Source organism: Amycolatopsis deserti (genome assembly GCF_014653945.1).
Taxonomy (GTDB): Bacteria; Actinomycetota; Actinomycetes; order Mycobacteriales; family Pseudonocardiaceae; genus Amycolatopsis_E; species Amycolatopsis_E deserti.
In genome coordinates this window covers 1,026,905-1,050,871 of the sequence record NZ_BNAU01000002.1, presented here as the reverse complement: position 1 = coordinate 1,050,871, position 23,967 = coordinate 1,026,905, and the positions used below count along the sequence as shown (strand labels likewise).

19 protein-coding genes and 1 tRNA gene are annotated in these 23,967 nt (G+C 69.1%); 13 read left to right on the top strand and 7 right to left on the bottom strand.

Features of this window, described 5'->3' with window-relative positions; all coding sequences use genetic code 11:
* Positions 1 to 63: 63 nt before the first annotated feature.
* Positions 64 to 1,233, top strand: a complete 1,170-nt coding sequence (locus IE290_RS13335; RefSeq protein ID WP_191244847.1) for an MFS transporter — start codon at positions 64 to 66, stop codon at positions 1,231 to 1,233.
* Here the strand turns inward: IE290_RS13335 and IE290_RS13330 are convergent.
* Positions 1,214 to 1,876, bottom strand: coding sequence for an imine reductase family protein (locus tag IE290_RS13330; protein ID WP_229874458.1), 663 nt, complete (start codon positions 1,874 to 1,876; stop codon positions 1,214 to 1,216). The genes IE290_RS13335 and IE290_RS13330 overlap by 20 nt on opposite strands.
* A 131-nt stretch (positions 1,877 to 2,007) precedes the next feature.
* Between IE290_RS13330 and IE290_RS13325 the strand changes: the two genes are divergently transcribed.
* Together IE290_RS13325 and IE290_RS13320 are read left to right on the top strand one after the other, a co-directional pair.
* Complete coding sequence (locus tag IE290_RS13325; protein WP_229874457.1) at positions 2,008 to 2,295, top strand: MerR family transcriptional regulator; 288 nt, start codon at positions 2,008 to 2,010, stop codon at positions 2,293 to 2,295.
* 71 nt (positions 2,296 to 2,366) lie between these two features.
* On the top strand, positions 2,367 to 2,936 hold the full coding sequence (locus IE290_RS13320) for a carboxymuconolactone decarboxylase family protein (RefSeq protein WP_191244846.1): 570 nt from the start codon (positions 2,367 to 2,369) through the stop codon (positions 2,934 to 2,936).
* On the opposite strand, the gene IE290_RS13315 is transcribed toward IE290_RS13320, so the two are convergent.
* Positions 2,896 to 3,840 (bottom strand): sigma-70 family RNA polymerase sigma factor, encoded by a 945-nt coding sequence (locus tag IE290_RS13315; protein ID WP_191244845.1) that lies wholly within the window; start codon positions 3,838 to 3,840, stop codon positions 2,896 to 2,898. The genes IE290_RS13320 and IE290_RS13315 overlap by 41 nt on opposite strands.
* A gap of 51 nt (positions 3,841 to 3,891) precedes the next feature.
* On the opposite strand from IE290_RS13315, the gene dnaG reads away from it, so the two are divergent.
* From dnaG to IE290_RS13280, 7 genes are all read left to right on the top strand, one after another.
* Positions 3,892 to 5,778, top strand: coding sequence for a DNA primase (gene dnaG, locus IE290_RS13310; protein ID WP_191244844.1), 1,887 nt, complete (start codon positions 3,892 to 3,894; stop codon positions 5,776 to 5,778).
* 3 nt (positions 5,779 to 5,781) lie between these two features.
* On the top strand, positions 5,782 to 6,303 hold the full coding sequence (locus tag IE290_RS13305; protein WP_191244843.1) for a hypothetical protein: 522 nt from the start codon (positions 5,782 to 5,784) through the stop codon (positions 6,301 to 6,303).
* 15 nt (positions 6,304 to 6,318) lie between these two features.
* Positions 6,319 to 7,074 (top strand): trans-aconitate 2-methyltransferase, encoded by a 756-nt coding sequence (locus IE290_RS13300; RefSeq protein ID WP_191244842.1) that lies wholly within the window; start codon positions 6,319 to 6,321, stop codon positions 7,072 to 7,074.
* A gap of 17 nt (positions 7,075 to 7,091) precedes the next feature.
* Complete coding sequence (gene lexA, locus IE290_RS13295; protein WP_191244841.1) at positions 7,092 to 7,748, top strand: transcriptional repressor LexA; 657 nt, start codon at positions 7,092 to 7,094, stop codon at positions 7,746 to 7,748.
* Positions 7,749 to 8,581: 833 nt separating this feature from the next.
* On the top strand, positions 8,582 to 10,327 hold the full coding sequence (locus IE290_RS13290) for an HsdM family class I SAM-dependent methyltransferase (RefSeq protein ID WP_191244840.1): 1,746 nt from the start codon (positions 8,582 to 8,584) through the stop codon (positions 10,325 to 10,327).
* 272 nt (positions 10,328 to 10,599) lie between these two features.
* Positions 10,600 to 11,460 carry a restriction endonuclease subunit S domain-containing protein gene (locus IE290_RS13285; protein ID WP_191244839.1) on the top strand — a complete coding sequence of 287 codons (861 nt, stop codon included), beginning with the start codon at positions 10,600 to 10,602 and terminating at the stop codon, positions 11,458 to 11,460.
* Entirely contained in the window at positions 11,460 to 14,591 is a 3,132-nt protein-coding gene (locus IE290_RS13280) for a type I restriction endonuclease subunit R (protein ID WP_191244838.1), read from the top strand. The genes IE290_RS13285 and IE290_RS13280 overlap by 1 nt, the downstream gene beginning before the upstream one ends.
* Positions 14,592 to 14,836: 245 nt before the next feature.
* On the opposite strand, the gene IE290_RS13275 is transcribed toward IE290_RS13280, so the two are convergent.
* Positions 14,837 to 14,909: transfer RNA gene (locus IE290_RS13275), tRNA-Asn, on the bottom strand.
* 143 nt (positions 14,910 to 15,052) lie between these two features.
* Here IE290_RS13275 and IE290_RS13270 point away from each other — a divergent pair.
* From IE290_RS13270 to IE290_RS13260, 3 genes are all read left to right on the top strand, one after another.
* On the top strand, positions 15,053 to 15,295 hold the full coding sequence (locus IE290_RS13270; protein ID WP_191244837.1) for a hypothetical protein: 243 nt from the start codon (positions 15,053 to 15,055) through the stop codon (positions 15,293 to 15,295).
* Positions 15,296 to 15,969: 674 nt separating this feature from the next.
* Positions 15,970 to 16,410 (top strand): hypothetical protein, encoded by a 441-nt coding sequence (locus IE290_RS13265; RefSeq protein WP_191244836.1) that lies wholly within the window; start codon positions 15,970 to 15,972, stop codon positions 16,408 to 16,410.
* Positions 16,411 to 16,468: 58 nt separating this feature from the next.
* Positions 16,469 to 16,672 carry a helix-turn-helix domain-containing protein gene (locus IE290_RS13260; protein ID WP_191244835.1) on the top strand — a complete coding sequence of 68 codons (204 nt, stop codon included), beginning with the start codon at positions 16,469 to 16,471 and terminating at the stop codon, positions 16,670 to 16,672.
* Between the two features lie 175 nt (positions 16,673 to 16,847).
* Here IE290_RS13260 and IE290_RS13255 read toward each other — a convergent pair whose 3' ends face one another.
* The 4 genes from IE290_RS13255 to IE290_RS13240 all read right to left on the bottom strand — a co-directional run bounded on the left by IE290_RS13255 (position 16,848) and on the right by IE290_RS13240 (position 23,938).
* Complete coding sequence (locus IE290_RS13255; protein WP_191244834.1) at positions 16,848 to 17,750, bottom strand: sugar phosphate isomerase/epimerase family protein; 903 nt, start codon at positions 17,748 to 17,750, stop codon at positions 16,848 to 16,850.
* Positions 17,751 to 17,771: 21 nt separating this feature from the next.
* Positions 17,772 to 18,692: a multicopper oxidase domain-containing protein gene (locus tag IE290_RS13250; protein ID WP_191244833.1), complete on the bottom strand. Its 921-nt coding sequence runs from the start codon at positions 18,690 to 18,692 to the stop codon at positions 17,772 to 17,774.
* A 27-nt stretch (positions 18,693 to 18,719) separates the two neighbouring features.
* The gene (locus IE290_RS13245; protein ID WP_229874456.1) at positions 18,720 to 20,315 is read right to left on the bottom strand and encodes an OmpL47-type beta-barrel domain-containing protein; all 1,596 of its coding nucleotides are present in this window, start codon (positions 20,313 to 20,315) and stop codon (positions 18,720 to 18,722) included.
* A gap of 68 nt (positions 20,316 to 20,383) precedes the next feature.
* A complete protein-coding gene (locus IE290_RS13240; protein WP_191244832.1) occupies positions 20,384 to 23,938 on the bottom strand; it encodes a ThuA domain-containing protein in 3,555 nt (1,184 codons plus the stop codon).
* Positions 23,939 to 23,967 lie beyond the last annotated feature (29 nt).

Sequence of the window (23,967 nt, the reverse complement as noted above, 5' to 3'; positions counted from 1 at the left end):
AGAACTCCCTCCGTCAGCCGCCATCCTTGCATGCGTGCAAAACACACGCATAATATGTGCGAAATGCACGCAAAAAACCTGGCCTTCGCCGCGCTGCTGCTCGGCATGCTGATGGCCCAGCTCGACACCACGGTCGTCGTCGCGGCGCTGCCCGCGCTGCAGTCCGAACTCGCCGCGGGGACGGCCGTCGCCGGGGTCACCACCGCCTACCTGGTCACGGTCACGTTCGCGACCCTCGTCCTCGGCAGGCTCGGCGACCGCTACGGCCGCCGCGCCGTCTTCACCGGATCCGTCGTCGTCTTCGCCGCCGCCTCGGCCGCCTGCGCCGCCGCGCCGGACATCGCCACGCTCGTCGCCGCGCGGGCCGTCCAGGGCATCGGCGGCAGCGGGCTGGTCGTCACGGCGATGAGCGCACTCGGTGAGCTGTTCGACCGCGACCAGCTGATCCGCCGCGCCGGATGGCAGACGGCGGTCTTCGCGCTCGCCTCGGTCGGCGGTCCGCCGCTGGGTGCCCTGCTCGTCGCCGGGCCGGGCTGGCGGGGGATCTTCCTGGTCAACCTCCCGTTGTGCCTGCTCGCGCTCGTCCTCGGGCTGCCCGGCCTGCCCACGCGCACCGGCCGGACACCGCCGCTGCGTCCCGCCGTCCGAGCCATGTTCGACGATCGCACGGTCCGCCGCTCGGTCCTCGTCACCGCCTTGTCGGGGCTCGCGCTGTTCGGCACCTTCACCTACGTCTCCCTGGCCATCGGGCTGGTCGGCGCCACGCCCGCCCTGCTCACCGCCATGACGGCCGGCCAGCTGGTCACCTCGGCATCCTTCGCCGCGTGGGCCCGCCGCCGGCCCGACCTGGCCGCGTGGGGACGGCTCGGTTGCGGCTGCGGCCTCGCCGGGCTCGTCCTGCTGGCCGTCGCGCCGCACGTCGGCGTGGCCGTGCTCGTGCCGGGGCTGTTCCTGACCGGCGCCGCGTTCGGGCTCACGGCGTCGGCGTACACGCTCCTCGTGCAGACCACGGCCGCGAAGGACGTCCTGGGCGCGAGCATGGGTGTGCTGGCCTTCGCGCGGCAGGCCGGGGGAGTGCTCGGCACCGCGGGTCTCGGCGCCATCGCCGTGGGGGTCACCGGCGGTTTCGGCGGCGCCGGGCTGACAACCGCGTTCACCGCCGCCGCGGTCGCGATGGCCGTGGCGCTCGCTGTCACACCCGGGAAGGCGGCGTCTAGCTCGTCGCCTTCTTGAAGACCTCGAACACGGCCAGGTAGCTCTTGCCGCCGTGGCCGTCGGCGATGGCCCGTGCGGCGATCTCCCGCATCAGGCGCGGCTGCTCGGTGTGCACGCCCTGCTCCTCGGCGGTGCGGGCGATGTGCTCCAGCGCGTTCAGGTTCATCTCCAAGGTGGCGAGATCACCCGGGTACTCGCCCTTGTCCAGGACGGGAGCCTCCGCGGCGAGCATCGGGCCCAGCACCGCGGGCAGGAACCAGCCGATGGCCAGTTCGGCGAACTCCACCGGCGGCACCCCGGCCGAACCGGCCAGCGCGGTGGCGTGCAGATATCCGTTGATGGTCGCGTACATCATCTCCAGCAGCGCGGTGTTGTGCAGCACCGCCAGCCCGGGATCGGAGCCGAGGTACCGGGGGTCGCCCAGGCTGGTCAGCGTCGCCCGGAGCTCGGCGAAAACCTCCCCTGAACCGCTGTAGAGGAAGACGGATCCGGGGTCTCCGACCATGGGCGGGGGCACCATGATCGCACCGTCCAGGTAGGACAGACCGCGCTCGGCCGCCCACCCGGCCGCCGCGCGCGCCTCCTCGGGGGTGCCGGAGTTGAGGTTCACCAGCACCCGCCCCCGCAAGGCGTCGCCGGCGGGGTCGAAGACCTCGTACATGGCCCCGAAGCGTCTCGGCGAGGGCGAGGCCCATCGGACCGAGGCCGACGACGGTAACGGGCGCGCTCGCTGATTGATCGTCGTCATGCGAATAGACTGCGGTCTCACACCGATGAGGGAGTCGACCGGACGTGGGGCGTCAAGAGGACATCACCACCGTCCGGGGCATCCGCATGCTGCTCGCTGCCGGTCTCACCACCGCGACCATCGCCGAACTGCTGCCCTGCATGATCGACGACGGCGAGATCCTGGCGCCGGCGTGTTCCGGGATGCTGCCTGACCTGAACCGGGAACGCGAACGCATCGACGAGGCCGTGGCCGGTTTGCTCGCCGCTCGCGACAAGCTGGATGCCATCATCGCCGCCACCGCGCCGGCCGACGATCCGGACGCTTGTTCCGCGGCCGTCGCCGCGAGGTGACCCGTCACGGCTCGCTGTCACACTTCGCGCGGCCGTCTCGTCCCCTCGGTAGGACCACGAAGGAGGACCACATGCCACGCATCCCCGCGGTGACCGAGAAGGACGCCGGACTGCTCACCAAGCTCGTCTACTGGTACGCCCGCAAGCGGTTCGGCGCGGTGCCCGAGCCGTTCGCCGTCGTGGCGCACCGGCCCGCCCTGATGCGCGCCAGCGGAATCCACGAGATGCTCGTCGAGAAGGCGGTCAAGCACCTGCCGGTGAACGTGGCCGAGCTGGCCCAGTACCGGACGGCCGTGCGGCTGGGCTGCTCGTGGTGCGTCGACTTCGGCACGATGCTGCAGAAGCACGCCGGGCTGGACATCGACCGCCTGAAGAACATCGACGACTACGCCACCTCGGACCTGTTCACCCGCCAGGAACGCCTCGCACTGGCCTACGCCGACGCGATGTCGGAGACGCCGGTCGCGGTCACCGACGAGCAGGTCGCCGAGCTGGAGCGGGAGTTCGGCCGCGCCGGGCTGGTGGAGCTGACCTACCTCGTCGGCCTCGAGAACCAGCGCGCCCGCGTCAACAGCGCCCTCGGCATCACCGACCAGGGCTTCACGTCCGGTGAGGCGTGCCGGGTTCCGCAAGCCGGGTGAGCTTGTCCGGGTTGGCCTGGTCGTAGATCGCGGCGATCCGCCCGTCCCGGACGGCGAACGTCTCCAGGTGCGCATCCAGCGGCCGGTAGCCGTCGCCACCCGGGGCGGGCGGCAGGTAAACCCCGAGATCGCCGTTGACCAGCAGCACCCGGCCGGCGGCCATCGCCTCGGGCCGGTAGAACCGCCGCAGCCCCAGGAAGAAGCGGATGACCTTGTCCGCGCCCACCATGACCTGCACCGTGGTCTTGGCCTTGCCGTCGCTGTCGCCGATGAGCACGACGTCGGGGTGCAGCACCTCGGCCACCGCGCGCACGTCGCCCTGCGCCAGCGCCCGCATGAACCGGTCCAGCACCTCCTGCTGCTCGGCCAGGTCGGCGCGCGGTGGCGGCTGCGCGTCGTCCAGCGCACGGCGTCCGCGCGAGGCGTGCTGACGGGCCGTCGCGGTGGTCACGCCGAGGATCTCCGCGATCTCGTCGAACGGCACGGCGAACGCGTCGTGCAGCACGAACGCCACCCGCTGCTCGGGCGTGAGGCGGTCGAGCACGACCATCGCCGCCATGCGGACACCCTCGTCGCGGACCGCGGCTTCCAGCGGATCGTCCCCGGCCGGCGCGCCCAGCGGTGTGACGATCGGCTCCGGCAGCCACTGGCCGACGTACTTCTCACGCCGTGCCGTCGCCGACCGCAGCCGGTCCAGGCAGATCCGCCCGACCACTGTCGTCAGCCACGCCCGCGGCTCCTGGATCCGCGCGCGCTTGTCCTCGCTCAGCGCCGCCAGCCGCAGCCACGACTCCTGCACCGCGTCCTCGGCGTCGCTCACCGAGCCGGTCAGCCGGTAGGCGACGGCCGTCAGGTGCGCGCGCAGCCCGGCGAACTCCGCGGCGAGGGCATCCAGCGTGGTCACGCACCGAGTGTGCCGTACGACCCGGCCCCGCCGGTCACTAGACTGGTCGGCGTGGCAGGCCGGATCCGGGAAAGTGACATCGCGGAGGTTCGCCAGCGCAACCGGATCGACGAGGTCGTGGGCGACTACGTGGCGCTGCGCAACGCCGGCGGGGGAGCGCTGAAGGGGCTGTGCCCGTTCCACGACGAGAAGACCCCGTCGTTCAACGTCCGCCCCACGCACGGCACCTTCCACTGCTTCGGCTGCGGCGAGGGTGGCGACGTCATCAAGTTCCTGATGAAGATCGACCACCTCCCGTTCGTCGAGGCGGTCGAGCGGCTGGCCGACCGAGTCGGGTTCCGGCTCACCTACGAGGGTGGCGGCGGCAGCGTCCAGCGCGACCGCGGCACGCGCTCCCGCATGGTCGAGGCGCACAAGGCGGCCGCCGAGTTCTACGCCGAGCAGCTGCGCACGCCCGAGGCCCAGATCGCCCGCGACTTCCTCGCCGAGCGCGGTTTCGACGAGACCGCGGCCCGCACGTTCACCTGCGGCTACGCCCCGGCGGGCTGGGACAAGCTGACGAAGTACCTGCTCAACCGCGGGTTCGAGTTCAGCGAGCTGCTCAAGGCCCAGCTGGTCAAGGAAGGCCGCCAGGGGCCGATCGACCGGTTCCACCGGCGGCTGGTGTGGCCGATCCGGGACCTGAGCGGGGACGTCGTCGGGTTCGGCGCGCGGCGGCTGCACGACGACGACCCGATCCAGGCCAAGTACCTCAACACCAGCGAGAGCCCGATCTACAAGAAGTCGCAGGTGCTGTTCGGGCTCGACCTGGCCAAGCGCGAGATCGCCAAGCGGCACCAGGTGGTCGTGGTCGAGGGCTACACCGACGTGATGGCGATGCACGCCTCCGGGGTGCCCACCGCGGTCGCGTCCTGCGGCACCGCGTTCGGCGAGGACCACATGAAGGTGCTGCGCCGGCTGCTGATGGACGACGACGCGTTCCGCGGCGAGATCATCTTCACCTTCGACGGCGACGAGGCGGGCCAGAAGGCGGCGCTGAAGGCGTTCGAGGGCGAGCAGACCTTCGCCGGCCAGACCTACATCGCGGTCGCGCCGGACGGCATGGACCCGTGCGACCTGCGCCTGGCCAAGGGGGAGTCCGCGGTGCGCGACCTGGTCGCCCGGCGCACGCCGCTGTTCGAGTTCGCGATCCGCAGCATCCTCAAGGAGTACGACCTCGACTCGGTCGACGGCCAGGTCGCCGCGCTGCAGCGCACCGTGCCGCTGGTCGCGCAGATCAAGGACCGCGCGAAGCGGGACGGCTACGCCACCAAGCTGTCGTGGTGGGTCGGCTGGCAGGACGAGGCCATGGTCGTACGGCGGGTGCGGGAGAGCGCGGGCGGCGCGGTCCGTGGCAACGGACGCCGTCCGGCGCAGCGCGTGAACGGCACGGCGGTGGCGGACGTGCCGCGGCCGGACCCGAACGACCCGCGGCTGATGGCGCAGCGCGAGGTGCTCAAGGCGGCGCTGCAGGAACCGGCGTACGCGGGCCCGGAGTACGACGCGCTGCCCGAAGAAGCCTTCACCCACCCGGCGTACGTGGCGGTGCACCGCGCGGTGCTCAAGGCCGGTGGCGCGAGCAGCGGGCTGTCCGGTCCGGCGTTGATCGACGCGGCCAGCCCGTACACGCCGGAGGGGCCGGTGCGGTCGCTGCTGTCGGAGCTGGCCGTGGAACCGTTGCGCGCCAAGGGCGAGGCCGACGGCCGCTACATCGGCAGCATGATCGCCGCGGTGCAGGAGAACCTGGTGGGGCGGCAGATCGCGGAGATCAAGTCGCGCCTGCAGCGGCTGTCGCCGATCGAGGCGGCCGACGACTACCGCGCGCTGTTCGGGGACCTCGTCGCGCTGGAGGAGTACCGCAAGGCGCTGAAGGTCCAGGCCATCGGCGGGATGGACTAGCGCGTGCGGTGGCTGCGACGGCTGATCGGCGACCCCCTGCCGGAGGATTTCCCCGGCCGGCTGGTGGAGTCGGAGAACGCGGTCGGGTCGGCGCCGGTGCGCGGCGGCGGGCACCTCGTGGTGACCGAGCTGGGGTTGTGGATCCCGGAAGGCGCGGAGGCTCGCCGGATCGGGTGGCACCTGATCAGCAAGGCGACCTGGGGTGACGGGACGCTGACGGTCACCGAGGCCGAGGAGACCGGCACGGCGGGAGCGGCGGTGGTGCTGCGGGACCGCGAGCCGGTGCGGTTCGAGCTGCCGCGGCCGGGCAAGGTGCCGTGGCTGGTGCGCCAGCGCGTGGACGGCTCGATCCGGGGCCGGCACCGGGCGGAGCTGACCAGCGGTGGCGTGTGGTTCGTGCAGCGGAAGCTGCCCGGGCGGGACGGCGTCGTGCTGCAGGCGCGGCCGGATCCCGGGGTGGACCTGGAGGTCGTCGCCGCGATCGCGCGCGAGGCCGCGGAGAAGCTGGCACCGCCCCAGGCTTAGCAGTACGCTCGTACTGTGTGGGATCCGGAGAAGTACCTCGACTACGCCGACCTGCGGGGACGTCCGTTCTACGACCTGATCGGCCGGGTCGGCGCGGCTGATCCGCGGCGGGTCGTCGACCTCGGCTGCGGGCCCGGGAACCTGACGCTGTCGCTGGCCGCACGCTGGCCCGAGGCGAAGCTCGAGGCGCTGGACAGTTCGCCCGAAATGGTCGACGCGGCGCGCGCCGCGGGGCTCGACGCGCGGGTGGCCGACGTGCGCGAGTGGTCGCCATCGCCGGACACGGACGTGGTGGTCACCAACGCGGTGTTGCAGTGGGTGCCGGAGCACCGCGCTTTGCTGCGGCGCTGGGTGGGGGAGCTGCCGTCGGGCGCCTGGTTCGCGATGCAGGTGCCGGGCAATATGGACTCGCCGTCGCACGCGTTGGTGCGTGAGGTGGCGTCCCGGCCGGAGTGGTCCGCGCGGCTGGGCGGGCTGCGGGGCGTGGAGACGGTCGACTCGCCGGTGGAGTACGCGGACTTGTTCGCCGACGCGGGCTGCACGGTGGACGCCTGGGAGACGACGTACGTCCAGCGGCTGAGCGGGCCGGACCCGGTGCTGGAGTGGATCACCGGGACGGCGCTGCGGCCGGTGCGGGCGGCGCTGGACGACGGGGAGTGGCAGCGGTTCCGGGCGGAGCTGGCGCCGCTGCTGAGCGAGGCGTACCCGCCGCGGGCAGACGGGACGACGTGGTTCCCGTTCCGGCGGGTGTTCGCGGTGGCGCGGGTGTGAGCGTCTAACATCCGCGGGTGGCCTCCTACGACGATCTTTTCGAGCACCTGGACGTGGCGTCACTGCCCGAGCGGCAGCAGCGGATCCTGGTCGCGATCCGCGATTGGGTGAACCGGTACGGGTACGCGCCGAACACGCGGGAGATCGGGGAGGCGGTCGGGCTGCGGTCGTCGTCGTCGGTGTCGAAGCACCTGGCGGCGTTGGAGGAGAAGGGTTTCCTGCGCCGCAGCGCGACGATGTCCCGGCCGATCGACGTGCGGGCGTTCCTGTCCGGTTCGTCGTCGCCGGCAGATTCGGGTGATTCGGTGCCGGTGCCCGTGGTGGGTGACATCGCGGCCGGCACGCCCATCTCGGCGATCGAGCAGCTGGACGACACGCTGACCCTGCCGAGGGAGCTGACCGGCCGCGGCACGGTGTTCGGCCTGCGGGTGCGCGGAGACTCGATGATCGACGCAGCGATCTGCGACGGCGACATCGTGGTGGTGCGCCAGCAGTCGGAGGCCCACTCGGGCCAGATCGTCGCGGCGATGATCGACGAAGAGGCCACGGTGAAGGTCTACCGCCGCCGAAACGGCCACGTGTACCTGGAGCCCCGCAACCCGGCGTACGAGGTGATCGACGGCGACCGGGCGGTGATCCTGGGAGCGGTGGTCTCGGTGCTGCGGAGCGTGTGATCTTTTCTCGGCACGGGGCACGTCACACCCGGTGGCGTGCTCCTCTTTCGTTGGCCAAGAAAAAAAACCCCAGGTCGTTGACCTGGGGTGGGAGCTCCCCCGGCTGGACTCGAACCAGCAACCCTTCGGTTAACAGCTACATGTCGAGTAGCGGCGACCTGGCGTTTCGCGGTGTGGGCTGCTGCTGTCGGCCCGCGTTTCGCCACGGCTGTTCGGGCTGGTTCGCGCTCGTTGATGTCACAATTGGATGTCAGCGACCGGGCGGCGGGTGCGCGTATAGACGCTGTTCAAGGTGGGTGCGAGCCAACCGCCTGTCTCCTTTCCGCGATCCAACGCCGCCCATAGCCGGGACGGGCGCCGTCAACCCTGTAACCGATCACGCCGCACAGCCGAAGTACGGGACGTGACTGTGCGTGCACGAGCCGACCACTGCAGGCGTTGTTGGCGTGAAGCAAAGCTGACGGCGCCCGTCCCGGCTTTGACCATCGACGATCACGGAAAGGTGGCGCCTCCCGGCAACCGCCTGCCCGGATTGCCCCGCGCCTCTGTGCCTTCCCCTGACCTACACGCGCCAGCCGACGGCGTTGAGCGCGGCAGTGCGGATCGGAGCGGCCCAGTTCGGCCCGCGCCGCCGCCCGCCACGGCGGCTTGAAGACGTGCCGAAGGTCCTCATCCTGCGACTGGCGGCATCGTGGTACTTAAGGTGCGGTGATGCACAATGATGCTCTTGTGACGCAGGCTGCCGCAGTCTTGCGCTGTCCGTTCGGACGGGCTTGTACGGGCTCGCGCCGACCGTCCAACCTTCATCTTGAGATAGCCTCGTAAGGAGCGTTGTGAGCACGCTGGGTAGTTTCATCTGGTCGATCGCCGACCAGCTTCGGGGCCCCTACCGCCCCAACCAGTACGGCAACGTGATTCTGCCGCTCACGATCCTGCGCCGCCTCGACTGCATCCTCGAGCCTGACCGGGAGACGGTGCGGAAGTTGGCGGCGGAGTACGACAATCCGAACCGGCTCAGGATCGAGGTAAAGAAGGCGACCGGTCGGCCGTTCTACAACACGTCGAACTACTCCTTCGCCAACCTGCTGGCCGATGCCGACGGGCTGGCGGACAACTTGGCCGACTACATCGACCGGTTCTCGCCCGATGTCGACGTCTTCGAGTACTTCGACTTCAAGAAGGAAATTCTCACCTTGGAGAAGGCGGGGCTCCTGCGCGAGGTCGTTACGTCCTTCAAGGCCGTCGACCTGCATCCGGACGTCGTGTCCAACGCCGACATGGGCGACGCGTTCGAGTACATCATCCGCAAGTTCAACGAGGCCGCCAACGAGACCTCCGGTGACCACTACACTCCGCGGGACGCGATCCGGCTGCTGGTCGACCTGCTCTTCGCAGAGAGGGACGCCGTCCTGACTGAGGCCAACATCGTCCGCACCCTGTACGACCCCACCGCGGGCACTGGTGGCATGCTCGCTCTGGCTGAGGAGCACCTGCTCACCCACAACCCTGACGCGAGGCTGAGCCTGTACGGCCAGGAGTACAACCCGCAGTCGTACGCGATCTGCAAGTCTGATCTGCTGGCCAAGGGCCACGACGCGACCAACATCGCCTTTGGCAACACGCTGACCGATGACGCGTTCAAGGGCCGCCAGTTCGACTTCTGCATGTCCAATCCGCCGTACGGCGTCGACTGGAAGCAGTACGCCAAGGCAGTCACGAAGGAGCGTGACGAAGCGGGCCCCTACGGCCGGTTCGCTCCTGGTCTTCCATCGACATCGGATGGGCAGATGCTCTTCCTGCTCCACTTGGCCCACAAGATGCGGGCGCCGGAGGACGGCGGCGGCCGGGCCGGGATCGTCATGAACGGCTCGCCCCTGTTCAACGGGGCTGCCGAGTCCGGTCCCTCCAACATTCGGAAGTGGCTGCTGGAGAACGACCTGGTTGATGCGATTGTGGCGCTCCCGTCGAACATGTTCTTCAACACTGGAATCGCGACCTATATCTGGATTCTCGACAACACCAAGCACCCCGACCGCAAGGGCAAGGTGCAGCTCATCGACGGTTCGTCGTTCTGGACCAAGATGCGCAAGAACCTCGGCTCCAAGGGCCGCGAGATCAGCGACACCGACCGCGCCAAGATCCTGAAGTTGTACGCCGACTTCGAAGATGCGGACCCGGACTTCTCCAAGGTGCTGCGCATCGACGAGTTCGGCTACTGGACCATCACCGTCGAGCGGCCGCTGTTGGACGAGAACGGCAAGCCGGTCGTGGACCGCAAAGGCAAACCCAAACCGGACACGAAGAAGCGCGACACCGAGAACGTGCCGTTCACCTACGGCGGCTCGAACGAGGGCGCGGCCGGCAAGGCCGAGGTCATCCAGGCGTACTTCGACGCCGAGGTGAAGCCACACGTGCCTGACGCCTGGATCGACTGGGCCAAGGTCAAGACCGGTTACGAGATCCCCTTCACCCGCCAGTTCTACAAGTACGTCCCACCCCGCCCCCTCGCCGAGATCGACGCCGACCTGGAAAAGCAGGTCGCCAAGATCCTCGACTTGCTACGGGAGGTTGAACGGTGACACCGCTCAAGTACGTCGCGGACCTTATCGCTGGGCAGTCGCCCTCGTCTGAAGACGTCAATCTTCTGGGGGATGGTCAACCGTTCCTCCAGGGGAATGCCGAGTTCGGTCCGACGCATCCGACTCCACGGTACGAGTGCTCCGTTCCTCCGAAGCAGTGTGAACCAGGCGATATCCTACTTTCAGTACGGGCCCCTGTCGGTGCGGTCAATGTGGCAGATCGTGCGTACGGGATCGGCCGCGGGCTTTGCGCGATCCGTCCGTGCGGAGCTGTGCCGGGCTACGTCAAGTGGTGGCTGCTGCACTCGCGTCCTGAACTCGAGGTTCTGGCGACAGGTTCGACGTTCGCGGCTGTGAGCACGTCCATCGTCGGTGGGCTTGAACTCCCTGTCCTCGCCCCGTCACAGCAACGTGCCATCGCCGACTACCTCGACCGAGAGACCACCCGCATCGACACACTCATCGAGGAGCAGCAGCGCCTGATCGAGATGCTTCGCGAACGACGCGAAGCTGAAGCCGATGAGCTTCTGGGCGCGCCAATCGTCGCTCGCCACACAACGGTCAAGCGGGTGCTTCGGCCGCTCTCCCGCCCTGCCGTGCCGGGCCTTGGTGTTGTCACTGCCTTCCGGGACGGCGTTGTGACCCTCAGAAGCAATCGCCGGGAGGACGGCTACACATTTTCTAATACCGAACATGGGTATCAGGAGATCCGTCCCGGCGACCTCGTGTTCCACGCGCTCGACGGATTCGCCGGTGCCGTCGGAATCTCGGACAGCCATGGAAACGCGACGCCCGTGTATCACGTCTGCGAAGCGGTCGCTGGTGACCACTTGCCCTATGTTGCTCAACTCCTTCGCTACCTCGGGCGCAGCGGATTCCTCGCTACTCAGGCACCGAATGTACGAGAGCGAAGCGTTGACTTTCGCAACTGGTCGACGTTTGGTCGGTTGCCCTTGACGCTGCCTCCAGTCGAGGAACAGCGCCGGATTGCCCAGCACCTTGATGAGCAGACCGTGAAGATCGACACACTGATCGCAGAGACCGAGCGGTTCATCGAGCTCGCCCGTGAGCGCCGAGGGTCGTTGATCACCGCAGCCGTAACTGGTCAGATCGACGTGCAAGAGGCGGCGTGATGGCCGATCACAACGAGATCGTCTTCGAAACCGAGATCTGCGAGTACCTGGCCGAGCATGGCTGGCTGTACTCGGCGAACGACACCGGCTACGACCGTGAGCGCGCCCTGTTTCCCGAGGACCTGTTCGCCTGGCTGGAAGAGACCCAGTCGACGCCGTATAAAAAGGCCTTGAAGGCGGCTGGGTCGGAGGCGAAGTTTCTCGACGTGCTGACCACGGCGCTCGACAAACCTCTCGAACACGGCGGCGGGATGCTGAACATCCTGCGCAACGGGGTGCAGTATATCGGCGGTGGTCGGTTGAAGATGGCGCAGTTCCGCCCCGAGACCAGCCTGAACGCGACCACCAACGAGCAGTACGCGGCGATGCGGGTGCGGGTGATGCGGCAGGTGCATTTCTCCACCGCCGACCATCGCAGCATCGACCTGGTGTTTTTCATCAACGGGCTCCCGGTCGCCACCGTGGAGTTGAAGACCGACTTCACCCAGTCGTTGGATGAGGCGATCAACCAGTATCGCAAGAACCGGCACCCGATGACCAACGGGCGGCCGGAGCCGCTGCTGTCGTTCGGGCACCGGGCGCTGGTGCACTTCGCGGTCTCCAACGACTTGGCCGCGATGACCACCCGACTTGAAGGCGAGAAGACCCACTTCCTGCCGTTCAACATGGGCCATGACGGGGGTGCGGGAAACCCACCAGGTGAAGGCGGACGGTCTGCGACGGCGTACCTGTGGGAGCGGGTCTGGGAGAAGCACACCTGGCTCAACATCATCGGCCGGCTGATGATCGTGGAGACCAAGGAGGAGTGGGATGTCACCACCGGCACCTCGGTGCGGCGTACGACCATGCTCTTCCCGCGGTTCCACCAATGGGAGGCCGTGACGAACATCGTGGACGCGGTTCGCGAGGAGGGGGTGGGGCAGCGCTACCTGATCGAGCACTCCGCAGGGTCGGGGAAGACCAACACCATCGCCTGGACCGCACACCGGCTGGCGCGGCTGCACGTGAACGACGAGAAGGTCTTCGACTCGGTGATCGTGGTCGTGGACCGTACCGTCCTCGACGGGCAGCTCCAGGAGGCGATCCGGCAGATCGACGGGTCGGGGAAGATCGTCGCCACGATCAGCCCGGAGGACGTCCGCAAGGCAGGGGCGAAGTCGAAGTCCGGGTTGCTCGCGACCGCGTTGAAAAACGGTGAATTGATCATCGCAGTGACGGTGCAGACCTTTCCGTTCGCGCTCGATGAGATCCGGGCCGACAAGGGGCTAAAGGGGAAGCGGTTCGCGGTGATCGCGGACGAGGCGCACTCTTCGCAGTCCGGGCAGATCTCCTCCAAACTCAAGGCCGTGCTGACCGCGGAAGAGGTCCAGGAGATCGAGGAAGGCGGCTCCGTCGACGTCGAGTCGATACTGGCCGCGGAGATGACCGAGCGGGCCGAGTCAGAGAACATCTCCTACTTCGCGTTCACCGCGACGCCGAAGAACAAGACCTTGGAACTCTTCGGTCGCAAGGGTCCTGACGGCAAGCCGGTCGAGTTCCACCTCTACTCGATGCGGCAGGCGATCGAGGAGGGCTACATCCTCGACGTGCTCAAGGGCTACCAGTCCTACGACACCGCGCTGAAGATCGCCGGTCAGGTGGAGAGCGGCGACGGCGAGGTCGTGGTGGAGGAGGCCGCAGCGCGGAAAGGGCTGATGCGGTGGGTGAAGCTGCACCCCACCAACATCAGTCAGAAGGTGCAGATCATCGTCGAGCATTTCCACGTGAACGTCGCCCACCTGCTGGAGGGCAAGGCGAAGGCGATGGTCGTGACCGACTCGCGCAAGGCCGCGGTGAAGTACAAGAAGGCGATCGACGCCTACATCACGAAGCGGGCCGCGAAGGACGACTCGTACAACTACCGCACCCTGGTCGCCTTCTCCGGGTCGGTAACGATGGCGGACGACGAGGAGTGGGCTTCGGACTGGGGACCCCAGCCGAGCAAGGACGACGAGTTCAACGAGGCCAACTTGAACCCCGGCGCCGGCTCTGACTTGGCCGCCGCCTTCAAGGGCGCAACGTACAAGATCATGTTGGTCGCCAACAAGTACCAGACGGGGTTCGACCAACCGCTGCTCTCGGCGATGTACGTGGACAAGAAGCTCTCCGGGGTCACGGCAGTGCAGACACTCTCCCGGCTCAACCGCACCCATCGCACGGCGGGCGGGGAGCAGAAGCGCAAGACGTTCGTCATCGACTTCGTGAACAAGCCCGAGGACATTCGGGCTGCGTTCGAGCCCTACTACACCAATGCCAGGCTGGAGACCGAGACCGACCCGTACGTCGTCGTCCACCTCGCGATGAAGCTCGCTCAGGCCGGGATTTACACCCCGGAGCAGGTGCGCGAGGTCGCTGAGCTGTGGGTCACCCGGAAAGGCAACAACGCGCTCTCTGCTGCGATCAGCCCGGCCAAGAACGAGTTCGCCCGCCGCTACGCGAAAGCGATCGAAGCCGACGACAAGGTCACCCTCAACACCCTCGACCTGTTCCGCAAGGACGTCTCCACTTACGTCCGGCTCTACGACTTCATGAGCCAGATCGTCGATTACGGCGACCCGTACATGGAGATGCTGTCGATCTTCCTGCGGCTTTTGGACAAGGTCATCGCAGATTCATCGTGGTCGGCGGAAGTCGACCTCTCCGACGTGGTTCTGGTCGGTGTCAAACACAGCAAGAGAACCGCGGTCGACATCTCGCTGACCGGTGGCGGCGAGCTGAAGGGAATCAGCGCGGCGGGCACCGGGGCACGGAAGGAGCCGAAGTACGTCGCTCTCCAGGTGGTCATCGACAAGATGAACGACCTCTTCGGCGCCGAGTCGTTCACCCAGTCGCAGATCCGGGAGTTCGTGCAGGGGCTGGTTCAGCGACTGCTCGCCTATCCGGAGCTGGTCAACCAGACCAAGGTGAACTCGAAAAAGCAGTTCATGGAGTCGCAGGACTTCCAAGTCGCGGTCACCGAGGCAGTCGTCGAGAACCAGGAAGCCCACAACACCATGGCCGACTACTTCTTCAGCGACGGTCCCGGGATCAGCGCAGTCATCATGGCGCTCGCGGACGCCTTCTACGAGGCCGCGATCGATCAGGCGGTGTGAGTCCCCGTACCGAGAGGTTACGGAGAGCGAGCGTCGGCCAGTGTGTATGACTTGTGCCACATTGGCTCGGGGCGGGGGCAGCGAACCGTGGGGTGCGGAGCAGCTCAGCCATGCCTCGATCACGACCACCTACGGTCACGATTTGCTCTAGGGTCGAGCGGATGAACCAGCTGGCCGCGGGGAACTGATGTCACCCCTGGATGTCAAAAGGGCCCCGGATGATCTCCGGGGCCCTGTTTGCGCTGCTCCCCCGGCTGGACTCGAACCAGCAACCCTTCGGTTAACAGCCGAATGCTCTGCCAATTGAGCTACAGGGGAACGCTCTGGCCTGCCCGGATCGCTCCGGGCTGACGGGAGAGAACTCTAGCTCATGGGCGATCGCGCTCTGCAAGCACCCCCCGGCAGTTTCCCGGGGGTTGGGGGACAATGTGTGATCGAGCCGGAGACACCAGGAGGCGGGCATGAAGACTTTCCTGCTCGGCGCGGCCGTCGGGTACGTGCTCGGGGCGCGGGCGGGCCGTGCGCGGTACGAGCAGATCGTGCGGACCTACCGGGCGGTCGCCGACCACCCGGCTGTCCAGGGCGCGGCCGGCGTCGTACGGGCCAAGGTCGGCGAGAAGGTGGGGGAGCGGCTGCCGTTCGGGCGCTCGCACGGCGGGCCCAACGGGCACCGGGCCCGGGAGCCGAAGGCTACGCAGGCGTAGCTCGGCCGGGGGGCCGGGCGGTTGCGTGCGCGGGGCGTGGAGTTGGCGCCGGTCGGGCTGGGAGGTTGCGGCTGCGCGAGCGTTGGCCGGCCGGGGGGCGGACGGTTGCGTGGGCACGGAGCGCTGGGGCTGGTGCGCCCGGGAGTTTGAGGCTGTGCGAGCGTGGGCCGGTGGGTGGCTGGACGGCGGTGTGGGCGCGGAGCGGTGCGGCTGGCGCCGGTCGGGCTGGGAGGTTGCGGCTGCGCTGGCCGTGGCCGGCCGGGGCGCCGGGCGGTGGCGTGGGCACGGAGCGGTGGGGCTGGCGCGCCGGTCGGGCTGGGAGGTTGCGGCTGCGCTGGCCGTGGCCGGCCGGGGGGGGGCGGACGGTTGCGTGGGCACGGAGCGCTGGGGCTGGCGCGCCGGCGCGCCCGGGAGTTTTGGGGCGGCGTGGGCGCTGGTCGGACGGCGGCGTGGCGCGGTGAAGGCGGTGCGCGGTCGCGTCCGGGAGTTTGAGGCTGTGCGAGCTCGGCGGCGTGGGCGAGTCGGCACGCTGGCCGGGCCGGGAGTCGCGGCAGCGGGGGCGTTCGAGTGACGTGGTGGTTCAGCTGCTCGGCGGTTCCGGGGAATTCCCGGAGGTGCGCGCGGGGTGATCGTGGCTAGCCTGGCTGATCGTGCTCTTGCGTACTTTTCAGCCGTTGTCCCGGGTGACCGGCGACCTTCTCGGCGACTGGGATCGTGTTCCGGCCTCGTTGGTGGTGCCCTACCGGGCGATGGTCGAGGCCATGGCACGCGCGGGGGTGGACACCGGCGGGCGGCCGCCGGTCTGGGCGTGGCGTGGTGAGCTGCGGCTGATCGACGCGATATCCCTCTTCGACGCCGAGCACGAGCTGAGCCGCGGGTTCGCGACGGTCGAGTTCGACGCGCCGGAGCACCTCGCCGTGGCCTCGGACTACGGGCGGTGGAACGACTTCCTCGCCGCGTCGCTGGAGGGCCGCGAGTGCGCGTGGGAGCCGGGGCCCGCCGAGCGCGAGCCGGTGCAGGTGTGCCTGCCTTACCTGCTCGCGGACTGGGTGCGCGACGTCCGGCCGCTGCCGACCGGCGGGTGGGACCGGCTCGACCTCGCGGCCGCGGTCTGAACCAGCTTGTCCTGTTGTGTCATTGACCCACCGTGGCCGCGCGAATGACGATCGCTTGGTGGGAGAGGTGACCGACCTGCCCCGCGGCGACCTGGTGCTGCTGGGGCTGCTCGCGGAGGGGCTGTCGCCGGAGGAGGTGGCCGAGCGGGTGGGCCTGTCCGGGCGAACCGTACGACGACGCATCAGGGCGGTCTGCGACCGCCTCGGCGTGGCGACGCCCATCCAGGCCGTGGTGTGGGCCGTTCGGCGCGGGGCGATTTGACCGCGCGCCCGGGAGGCTGCGCCGCCGGGGCGCATGGGGCGCCGCAGCGGGGGAGTGGTGGGTGGGGAGGCCAAGGGGTGCGTGGGTGGGGTGCTCGCGCACCTGGTGCAGCTGCAAATCCGGGTAGTGGGTGCGGCGGCGCGCGGGTGCTCCCCGCGCGCCGCCGGCCGGCCCCCTACCGCAGCTGTAGCGCGGCCAGGTAGTCGTGCATCCGGTCGGCCCGCGAATCGGTCAGCGGGTTGCTCTGGTCGTCGTTCTCGATGATGAACTCGCGCATTCCCAGCCGCGTCGCGCCGCTGAGGATGGTGCGGTAGTCGACCACCCCGGTGCCCAGGTCCGCCAGGTTGCCGGAAGCGTCCAGGTCCTTCACGTGCGCCAGCAGCATCCGCCCGCGGTTCGCCCGGATCAGCTCGACGTTCTCCTGCGCGCTCAGCCCGGCCGCCGACGACCACCCCATGTCCAGCTCCAGGTACAGCAACTCGGGATCCGAACCGTCCAGCAGGATCTGGTAGAAGCTCCGCCCGTCGGGGCCGTGGCCGGTGAACTCGCTGGTGTGGTTGTGGTACCCCAGCTTCATCCCCGCCCGCCGGATCCGCTCGCCGGCCCGGTTGAACGCCGGACCGGCCTCGGCGAACCCCTCCGCCGTGTCCGGCACCCCGCCGGGGCACACGATGTAGCGCTGCCCCAGGATCCGCGCCATCTCGATCAGCTCACCCAGCCGCGCGTCGTCGAGGAACTCCGCGTACCCGTGGTGACTCGACACCGCCCGCAGGCCGTACTTGTCCAGCAGCGGCCGGACCTCCCGCGCGTGCGCCGGATCGGTTCCGCCCGGGAACCCGGCGAACTCCAGGTTCCGGTACCCGGCCCGGGCCAGCGCCCGCAGCACCGCCTCCGGCTGGGACATGAACGCGTCCCGCACCGAGTACATCTGCAGCCCGATCCGGCTGTTCGGAATCCGCCGCCCCGGCGAGGCGGCCGCCGTCGCGGGCACCCCCACCGCCGCCACCCCGGCCGCTGTCGCCGCCACACCCTTCAGGAACCGCCGCCGGTCGACGACGACGGGCACACCACCACACATGCCGCTCTCCTTCCCAGAAAATCAGTGCTCGTGGACACCGGCCGGCATCGTGCCGTCGGCGTTGCGCACCAGGAACATCCCGGCCATCCCCATGTCCGAGTGGTTCTGGACGTGGCAGTGGTACATCCACATCCCCGGCCCGACCCCCTCACCGGCGATCACCTGGAACCCGAACGACACCCCGGGGTTGAGGTCCTTGATGTCGATCAGCGGGCTCGGGTCGTACTCGCTGGTCCGCGTGCCGGTGCGGTTGTCCAGCCAGCGGTGCCCGTGCAGGTGGAAGGTGTGGAAGTTGCTGCCGTGCCCGATCGCGATCCACTCCACGCGCTCGCCGAGGTTCGCCTCGAACGTCGGCGCGTCGTGGTGCGACCGGTTGTTGATCGTCATGTCGTTGAACACCACGGTGAACTGCCGTTTCGGCAGCAGATCGCCCTGCCGCCGCACCACCAGCGCCCCGTACAGGCCCTTGAGCACACCCTCGGTGCCGTGCTCGGTGCCCATCGCGTGGTCGTGGTAGTGCCAGTAACCGGCCGTGCCCTCGGCCCACGACCCGTCCGCCCGGCGGTAACCCACATGGCTGCGCCAGGTGTAGCGCCGCGTCTGGCCCGGCATCACCGCGGATCCGTTCATCAGCGTGCCGTCGGAGTTCACGTCGTAGTCGACGCCGTGCGGGTGCAGCGACAGCACCCGGTCGGTGGTGTTGACCAGGTCGATCTCGAGGGTGTCGCCCTCCCACATCTCCAGCACCGGTCCCGGCACGGTCGCCCCGCCGGGCGCGAGGCCGTAGCCGTACAGCTCGTCGGAGATCTTCTCGGCGTACATCGTGATCCGCCGGGTCGTGCCCGCCGCCCGCACCGGTGCCGCCGCCGCGACGCCGGGCACCGACGCGGCCAGCCCGGCCGCCGCGGTGCCGAGCACGGCGCGCCGCGTCATCTTGGCCATGAGTGGTCCTTTCGTGAAAGGGAGGAGTCACACCATGCGTTCGAACGCCGGGTTCGGCTGCCGCTCCTGCTTCGAGGGGCCGGTCGACGACACCACGGTGAACGTGACGCTGCCGATCTCGCTGGTGTTGCCGGCCTCGTCGGTGGCGCGGTAGCGGATCGTGTGGGTGCCGACGTGGTCGACGACGAACGGCTTGCGGTAGCGGGTGAACACGTTGCCGTCCAGCGAGTACTGGATGCGCGCGACACCCGAGGCCTCGTCCGTGGCGGACAGCGTGACCGTCACCGGGCCCACGTAGTCCCACGACCAGTTCTGCGCCCCGGACAGCTGCACGGACACCACCGGCGCGGTCACGTCACCGGCTTCGGCGATGGTGAACGACAGCATCTGCACCGCGCTGGTGTTGCCGGCCCGGTCGGTCGCGCGGTAGTGCAGCATGTGCGTGCCGACCGCGGTGATGGTCACCGGCTGGCCGTAGCGGACGAACCCGGCGCCGTCCAGGTCGTACTCGATCGAGGCGATCCCGGATTCGGTGTCGGTGGCGGCCAGGACGAGCGTGGCCTTGCCGGCGTAGGAACCCTCGGTGTTCAGCTCGCCGTCCAGGTCGGCTGTCACGTACGGCGCCGTGACGTCGCCGAGCGGGTCCACCGTCACCGTCACGGTCTTCGGCTCGCTGGTGTTGCCGGCCTTGTCGGTGGCGCGGTAGGTCAGCGTGTGGGTTCCCGTGCCCAGGACGACCGGCTGGCTGTAGGTGGCGTACGCGCCACCATCCATTGTGTACTCGATCTTCGCCACGCCGGATTCGGCGTCGGTCGCGGTGAGCGTCACGGTGGCGCTGCCCGCGTAGTTCCCGGCGTCGTTGCGCTCACCCGCGACGCTCGCGGTCACCTGCGGCGCGGTGGTGTCGTCGTTGGGCTGCACGACGTTGACCACCAGCGTCTTCGGGTCGCTCGCGTTGCCCGCCTTGTCGGTGGCGCGGTAGTGCACGGTGTGCGCGCCCGGCGTGGTGATCGTGACCGGGCCGCTGTAAGGGCGGTAGGTGTCGTCGTCGAGGGTGTACTCGACGGCGTCCACTCCGGAGCTGTCGTCAGTCGCGGTCAGCGTCAGCGTTGCCGTGCCGACGTAGTTGCCGTCGGGGTCGGTGGTGCCGTCGACGGTCGCGGTCACCTCGGGTGGCGTGGTGTCCTGCTCACCGCTCTCGGTGACGATCAGCTCGCCGCTCATCGTGTGCCCGGGCATCGCGCAGTAGTAGCGGTACTTGCCCGGGGTGAGGGTCACCTGCGCCTGGTGCAGCCCGTGCTGGGCGTCCAGCGGGCTCGCGGTGATGTTGAGGTCGACGTCGTGGTTGTAGCCCGGCGTCGAGGTGTCGAAGGTCAGGGTGTGGGTCATGCCGGTGGTGTTGCCGGTCTCCGTGCTGTTTTCGAACACGATGGTCGCCGTGCCCGCCACCGCCGTCGCCGGTGCCGAGGCGTAGGAGGTCATGCTGTCGTCGGCGGTCCAGGTCAGCACCTGCTCCGCCGCCGCGGTGATCGGCACCGGCTCGGCGATCGCGGCGGTGGTCGTGCCGGTGAGCAGGCACAGTCCCGCCGTCGCGGCCACCAGCGCGCCACGCAGAATTCTCATGGGTTTCCTCGCAGGGTGGAGCCCGGTGGCGCCGCACGCGGCGGCGCCACCGGGGAAACGGGAGTTGCTTACAGCTGCCGCACCCGGATGTTGCGGAACTCGATCACGTCGCGGTCGCTGTGGTTCTGCAGCCCGATGAAGCCGGTGAAGAACTGCCGCAGATCGGTCGGCGGGTCACCGGCGCGCGAGGACTGCTTGCCGGGCGTGTTGTCGAACTCGTTGATCACCACGCCGTTGCGGATGATCGTGTAGTGCTGGCCGGTCACCCGCACCTCGTAGTCGTTCCACACGCCCTTCGGCGTCGGCATCGCCCGGTCCAGGCCCACCTGCGAGAAGTTGTAGACCGAACCGGTCTTCTGCACGTCGCCCGCGGTGTTGTCGTTGATCTGGATCTCCTGTCCACAGTAGATCGCGACCCACGCCTGCGAGGTCCGTGCCGAGCCGACCGTGCCGCAGCTGCCCGGCGGGCGTTGCTCCAGCGGGATGCGTGGATCGGGGAACCGCGTGAACACCCCGCTGTTGGCCCGGTCACCGGCCGGTGCCACGTCCCGGAACTGCAGCCGCACCGAGAAGTCGCCGAACGCCTTGCCGGAGTACCACAGCATGCCCATGCCGCCCGCGCTGTGCAGCGTGCCGTCCGGTTGCAGGTCGAACCGGCCGTCCGGGGCCTGGCTCCAGCCGGCCGTCGAGGTGCCGTCGAAGAGCCATTCGTAGGCGGTGGACCGGCCGACCGGGGACGCCGAGGCCGCCCGGGTCAGCTGGTTGGCCTCCTTGTCGGACAGCAGCCCGAAGCCACGCAGCTTCGCCGCCAGATCGGTGACGTAGGTGGTGAAGGCGTCGTGGCTCGCCCACGGCCGCTCGTCGTCCACCAGGTCGTTGATCGTGCAGCCGAGGCCGATGTTGCGGTTGGGCACCGCGGTTTCGCTGTCCAGCAGCCACACCTTCTGCCGGGCGTCGGGCGCCGGGCAGCTGACGGTCACCGGCAGGTTCGCGGTGGCCTTCTCCCCGTCGGCGTAGGTGACCTCGAGGGTCGCGTAGTAGGTGCCGCCGCGCAGGTAGGTGTGCTTCGGGTTGGCCTCGGTGGAGGTGGTGCCGTCACCGAAGTCCCAGCGCCACGCGACACCACCGGCCTTGGCGCCGTTGAACGCCATGGTCATCGGACCGGCCTGCGTGGTGGTCCCGACCGTGGCGGCCGTCGGAGCCGGGGTCGCCGCCCCGCCGTGGTAGGTGATGCGCAGCAGCTTCTGGTTGGGGTCGAGGCTGAAGAAGCCGCCGGCGTAGTCCAGCAGGTACAGCGCGCCGTCCGGGCCGAACTTGGCGTCCATCCAGCTCTGCAGGCCGGTGTCCCCACCGCCGCCCTTGATGATCTGCCGCAGGTCCTCGGCGAACGCGGGCGCGCCCTGGGCAGGCACGCGGGCCGGGTCCAGGGTCACCGCGATCCGGTTGTTGCCGTTGGACTCGTCACCGATGAACCACTTGTCCTCCCAGTACGCCGGCCACGCGACACCGCTGGCGGTGTTCACCTCGGCGCGGTGGTAGGTGGGACCGGACATCACGGCCTGGCCGCCGCCCTTGAGGTAGGGCTCGGTGTAGGTCGCCTCGGACTGCACGTAGGACGGGATACCGCTGCCGTCCGCGCGCGCCGGGTAGACCGGGCCGCCGCCCTGCGGCGAGTACCAGATCGCGTTGTCCCGCGCGGGCGGGATGTCCACCAGGCCGGTGTTGCGCGGCGAGGTGTTCTTCAGGTTGTCGCAGTCGTACCAGCCGGTGAGCACGCTGGCGTCGGTGTTGCTGCGGTCGCGGTAGGGCTGCCGGTTGCCCATGCAGTACGGCCAGCCCTGGTTGCCCGCCGAGGTGATGACGGTGGCCGTCTCGTACTTGGCCGGGCCCAGCTCCGGGTTCGGCGCGCCGGCGTCCGGGCCGACCCAGCCCGCGGTGAGCCAGTCGTGCTGCCTGTCGATGGCCAGCCGGGCGATGTTGCGCACGCCCATCACGTAGATCTCCGGCCGGGTCTTGCCGCCGCCCTCCTCGGCGCCGGTGAACAGGTTGCCCGGCGGGATCGTGTAGGTGCCGTCCGGCTCCGGGTGGATGCGCAGGATCTTGCCGTTGAGGTCGTTGGTGTTGCCCGACGTGCGGCGCGCGTCCTGGAACGAGACGCCCTGGTAGTCGGCCGTCCAGTTGTTGCCGGAGTAGCCGTCGGAGCCGCCGGAGGAGTTGTTGTCGCCGACGCCGATGTAGAGGTTGCCGGCGTCGTCGAACGCCATGCCGCCACCGGCGTGGCAGCAGCTGTGGATCTGCGCCGGCCACTGCAGCAGGTCCTTGCGCGTGGCCTGGTCGATGGTCTGGCGCGCGGCGTCGTAGGTGAAGCGGGACACCGTGCGCTGGCCGATCCGCTTCTCCCGGTCGATGGAGGAGTGCGGCATCCAGTAGACGTAGAACCAGCCGTTGCGCGCGAAGTTCGGGTCGAGCGTCATGCCGACCAGGCCCTCTTCGTTCTTGACCAGTTCGTCACCGCTGCCGCGGTTGCCCATCACCGGCAGCGTGGTGAGCAGCTTGACCTGCTTGGTCTTCGGATCCCACTGGTGAATGGTGCCGCAGCCCAGCCCCACGTTGGGGTCGTTCCAGTCCACGATCGGGCCCGACGGGCAGGCCGCCTTGCCGATGTAGAACACCTTGCCGTCGGGGGTGATCGTCAGGCCGTGCGGCTCGCCGATCTGGTCGAGCTGGCCGGCGGTGTTCGGTTTGGTGAGCCGCTCGACGGTGTAGTTCGAGGCGATCGTGGCCTTGCAGTCGCCGCGCACCATGCCGGTGGTCCACCGGATCGCGCCGAGCAGGTGGCCGCGGAAGAGCTGGTCGGTGGTGTAGCTCTCGACGGTGCGGCCCATGCCGGTGTAGAAGGAGCGGCCGCCGGAGTAGTCGCGGCACCAGGACACCGGGTGGAACGCGCCGTTGGCGCCCTGTCCCGGCTGGTACTTCCACTCCTCGACCTGCGCGATCGTGTGCACCTGGCCGACCGGGTTCGGGCTCCAGTTCAGCCACTGGTCGGAGCGGGTCCAGTTCAGCGGCAGGCCGGCGTTGGCCGGGTGCTGCCGGTCGGTCACGTCGACGACGGCCTGCTGCACGGTGTCCGGGCTGGTGGCCGGCCGGGTGCCGATCAGGCCGGTGAACCAGTCCGAAGTGGACTGTGCGCGGGCGGCGTCGTGGACGCCGACGAACCCGTTGCCCGCGGCGACGAACGCCTTGAGCGCGTCCTCCTGCGCGGCGCTGAGCGTCACCGAGTTGGCGGAGAGGAACACGACGCCGCGGTAGCGCGCGAGGTTGGCCGGGGTGAAGGCGGCCGGGTCGGCGGCCACGTCGGCCTGGAACCCGCCGGTGCGGCCGAGTTCCTGGATGGCCGCGGCGGCGGTGTTCACGGGGTCGGCCTGGCGGTCGGAGGGGCCGTGGAAGACCAGGACCCGGATGGGTTCGGGGGCTTGTTGTTGTTGCTGTGGCACGGGTGCCGGTGCCGCGAGTGCGGGCAGCACGGGCACGGCGGTGAGCAGGACCAGCCCGCACAATTGGGCCAGTACCCGGCGGAACCGGCGTCTTGATCGGTTCGGTTCGAGGACACGTCGGTGGCGCATACCATCCCTCGCTCGGACTGCGCGGGTTT

Bases quoted from the DNA above. Each gene is read 5' to 3' on its own strand.
- IE290_RS13335 (WP_191244847.1), top strand. From the start codon at position 64: ATGCACGCAAAAAACCTGGCCTTCGCCGCGCTGCTGCTCGGCATGCTG.
- IE290_RS13330 (WP_229874458.1), bottom strand. From the start codon at position 1,876: ATGTACGAGGTCTTCGACCCCGCCGGCGACGCCTTGCGGGGGCGGGTG.
- IE290_RS13320 (WP_191244846.1), top strand. From the start codon at position 2,367: ATGCCACGCATCCCCGCGGTGACCGAGAAGGACGCCGGACTGCTCACC.
- IE290_RS13280 (WP_191244838.1), top strand. From the start codon at position 11,460: ATGGCCGATCACAACGAGATCGTCTTCGAAACCGAGATCTGCGAGTAC.
- IE290_RS13270 (WP_191244837.1), top strand. From the start codon at position 15,053: ATGAAGACTTTCCTGCTCGGCGCGGCCGTCGGGTACGTGCTCGGGGCG.
- IE290_RS13255 (WP_191244834.1), bottom strand. From the start codon at position 17,750: ATGTGTGGTGGTGTGCCCGTCGTCGTCGACCGGCGGCGGTTCCTGAAG.
- IE290_RS13250 (WP_191244833.1), bottom strand. From the start codon at position 18,692: ATGGCCAAGATGACGCGGCGCGCCGTGCTCGGCACCGCGGCGGCCGGG.
- IE290_RS13245 (WP_229874456.1), bottom strand. From the start codon at position 20,315: ATGAGAATTCTGCGTGGCGCGCTGGTGGCCGCGACGGCGGGACTGTGC.
- IE290_RS13240 (WP_191244832.1), bottom strand. From the start codon at position 23,938: ATGCGCCACCGACGTGTCCTCGAACCGAACCGATCAAGACGCCGGTTC.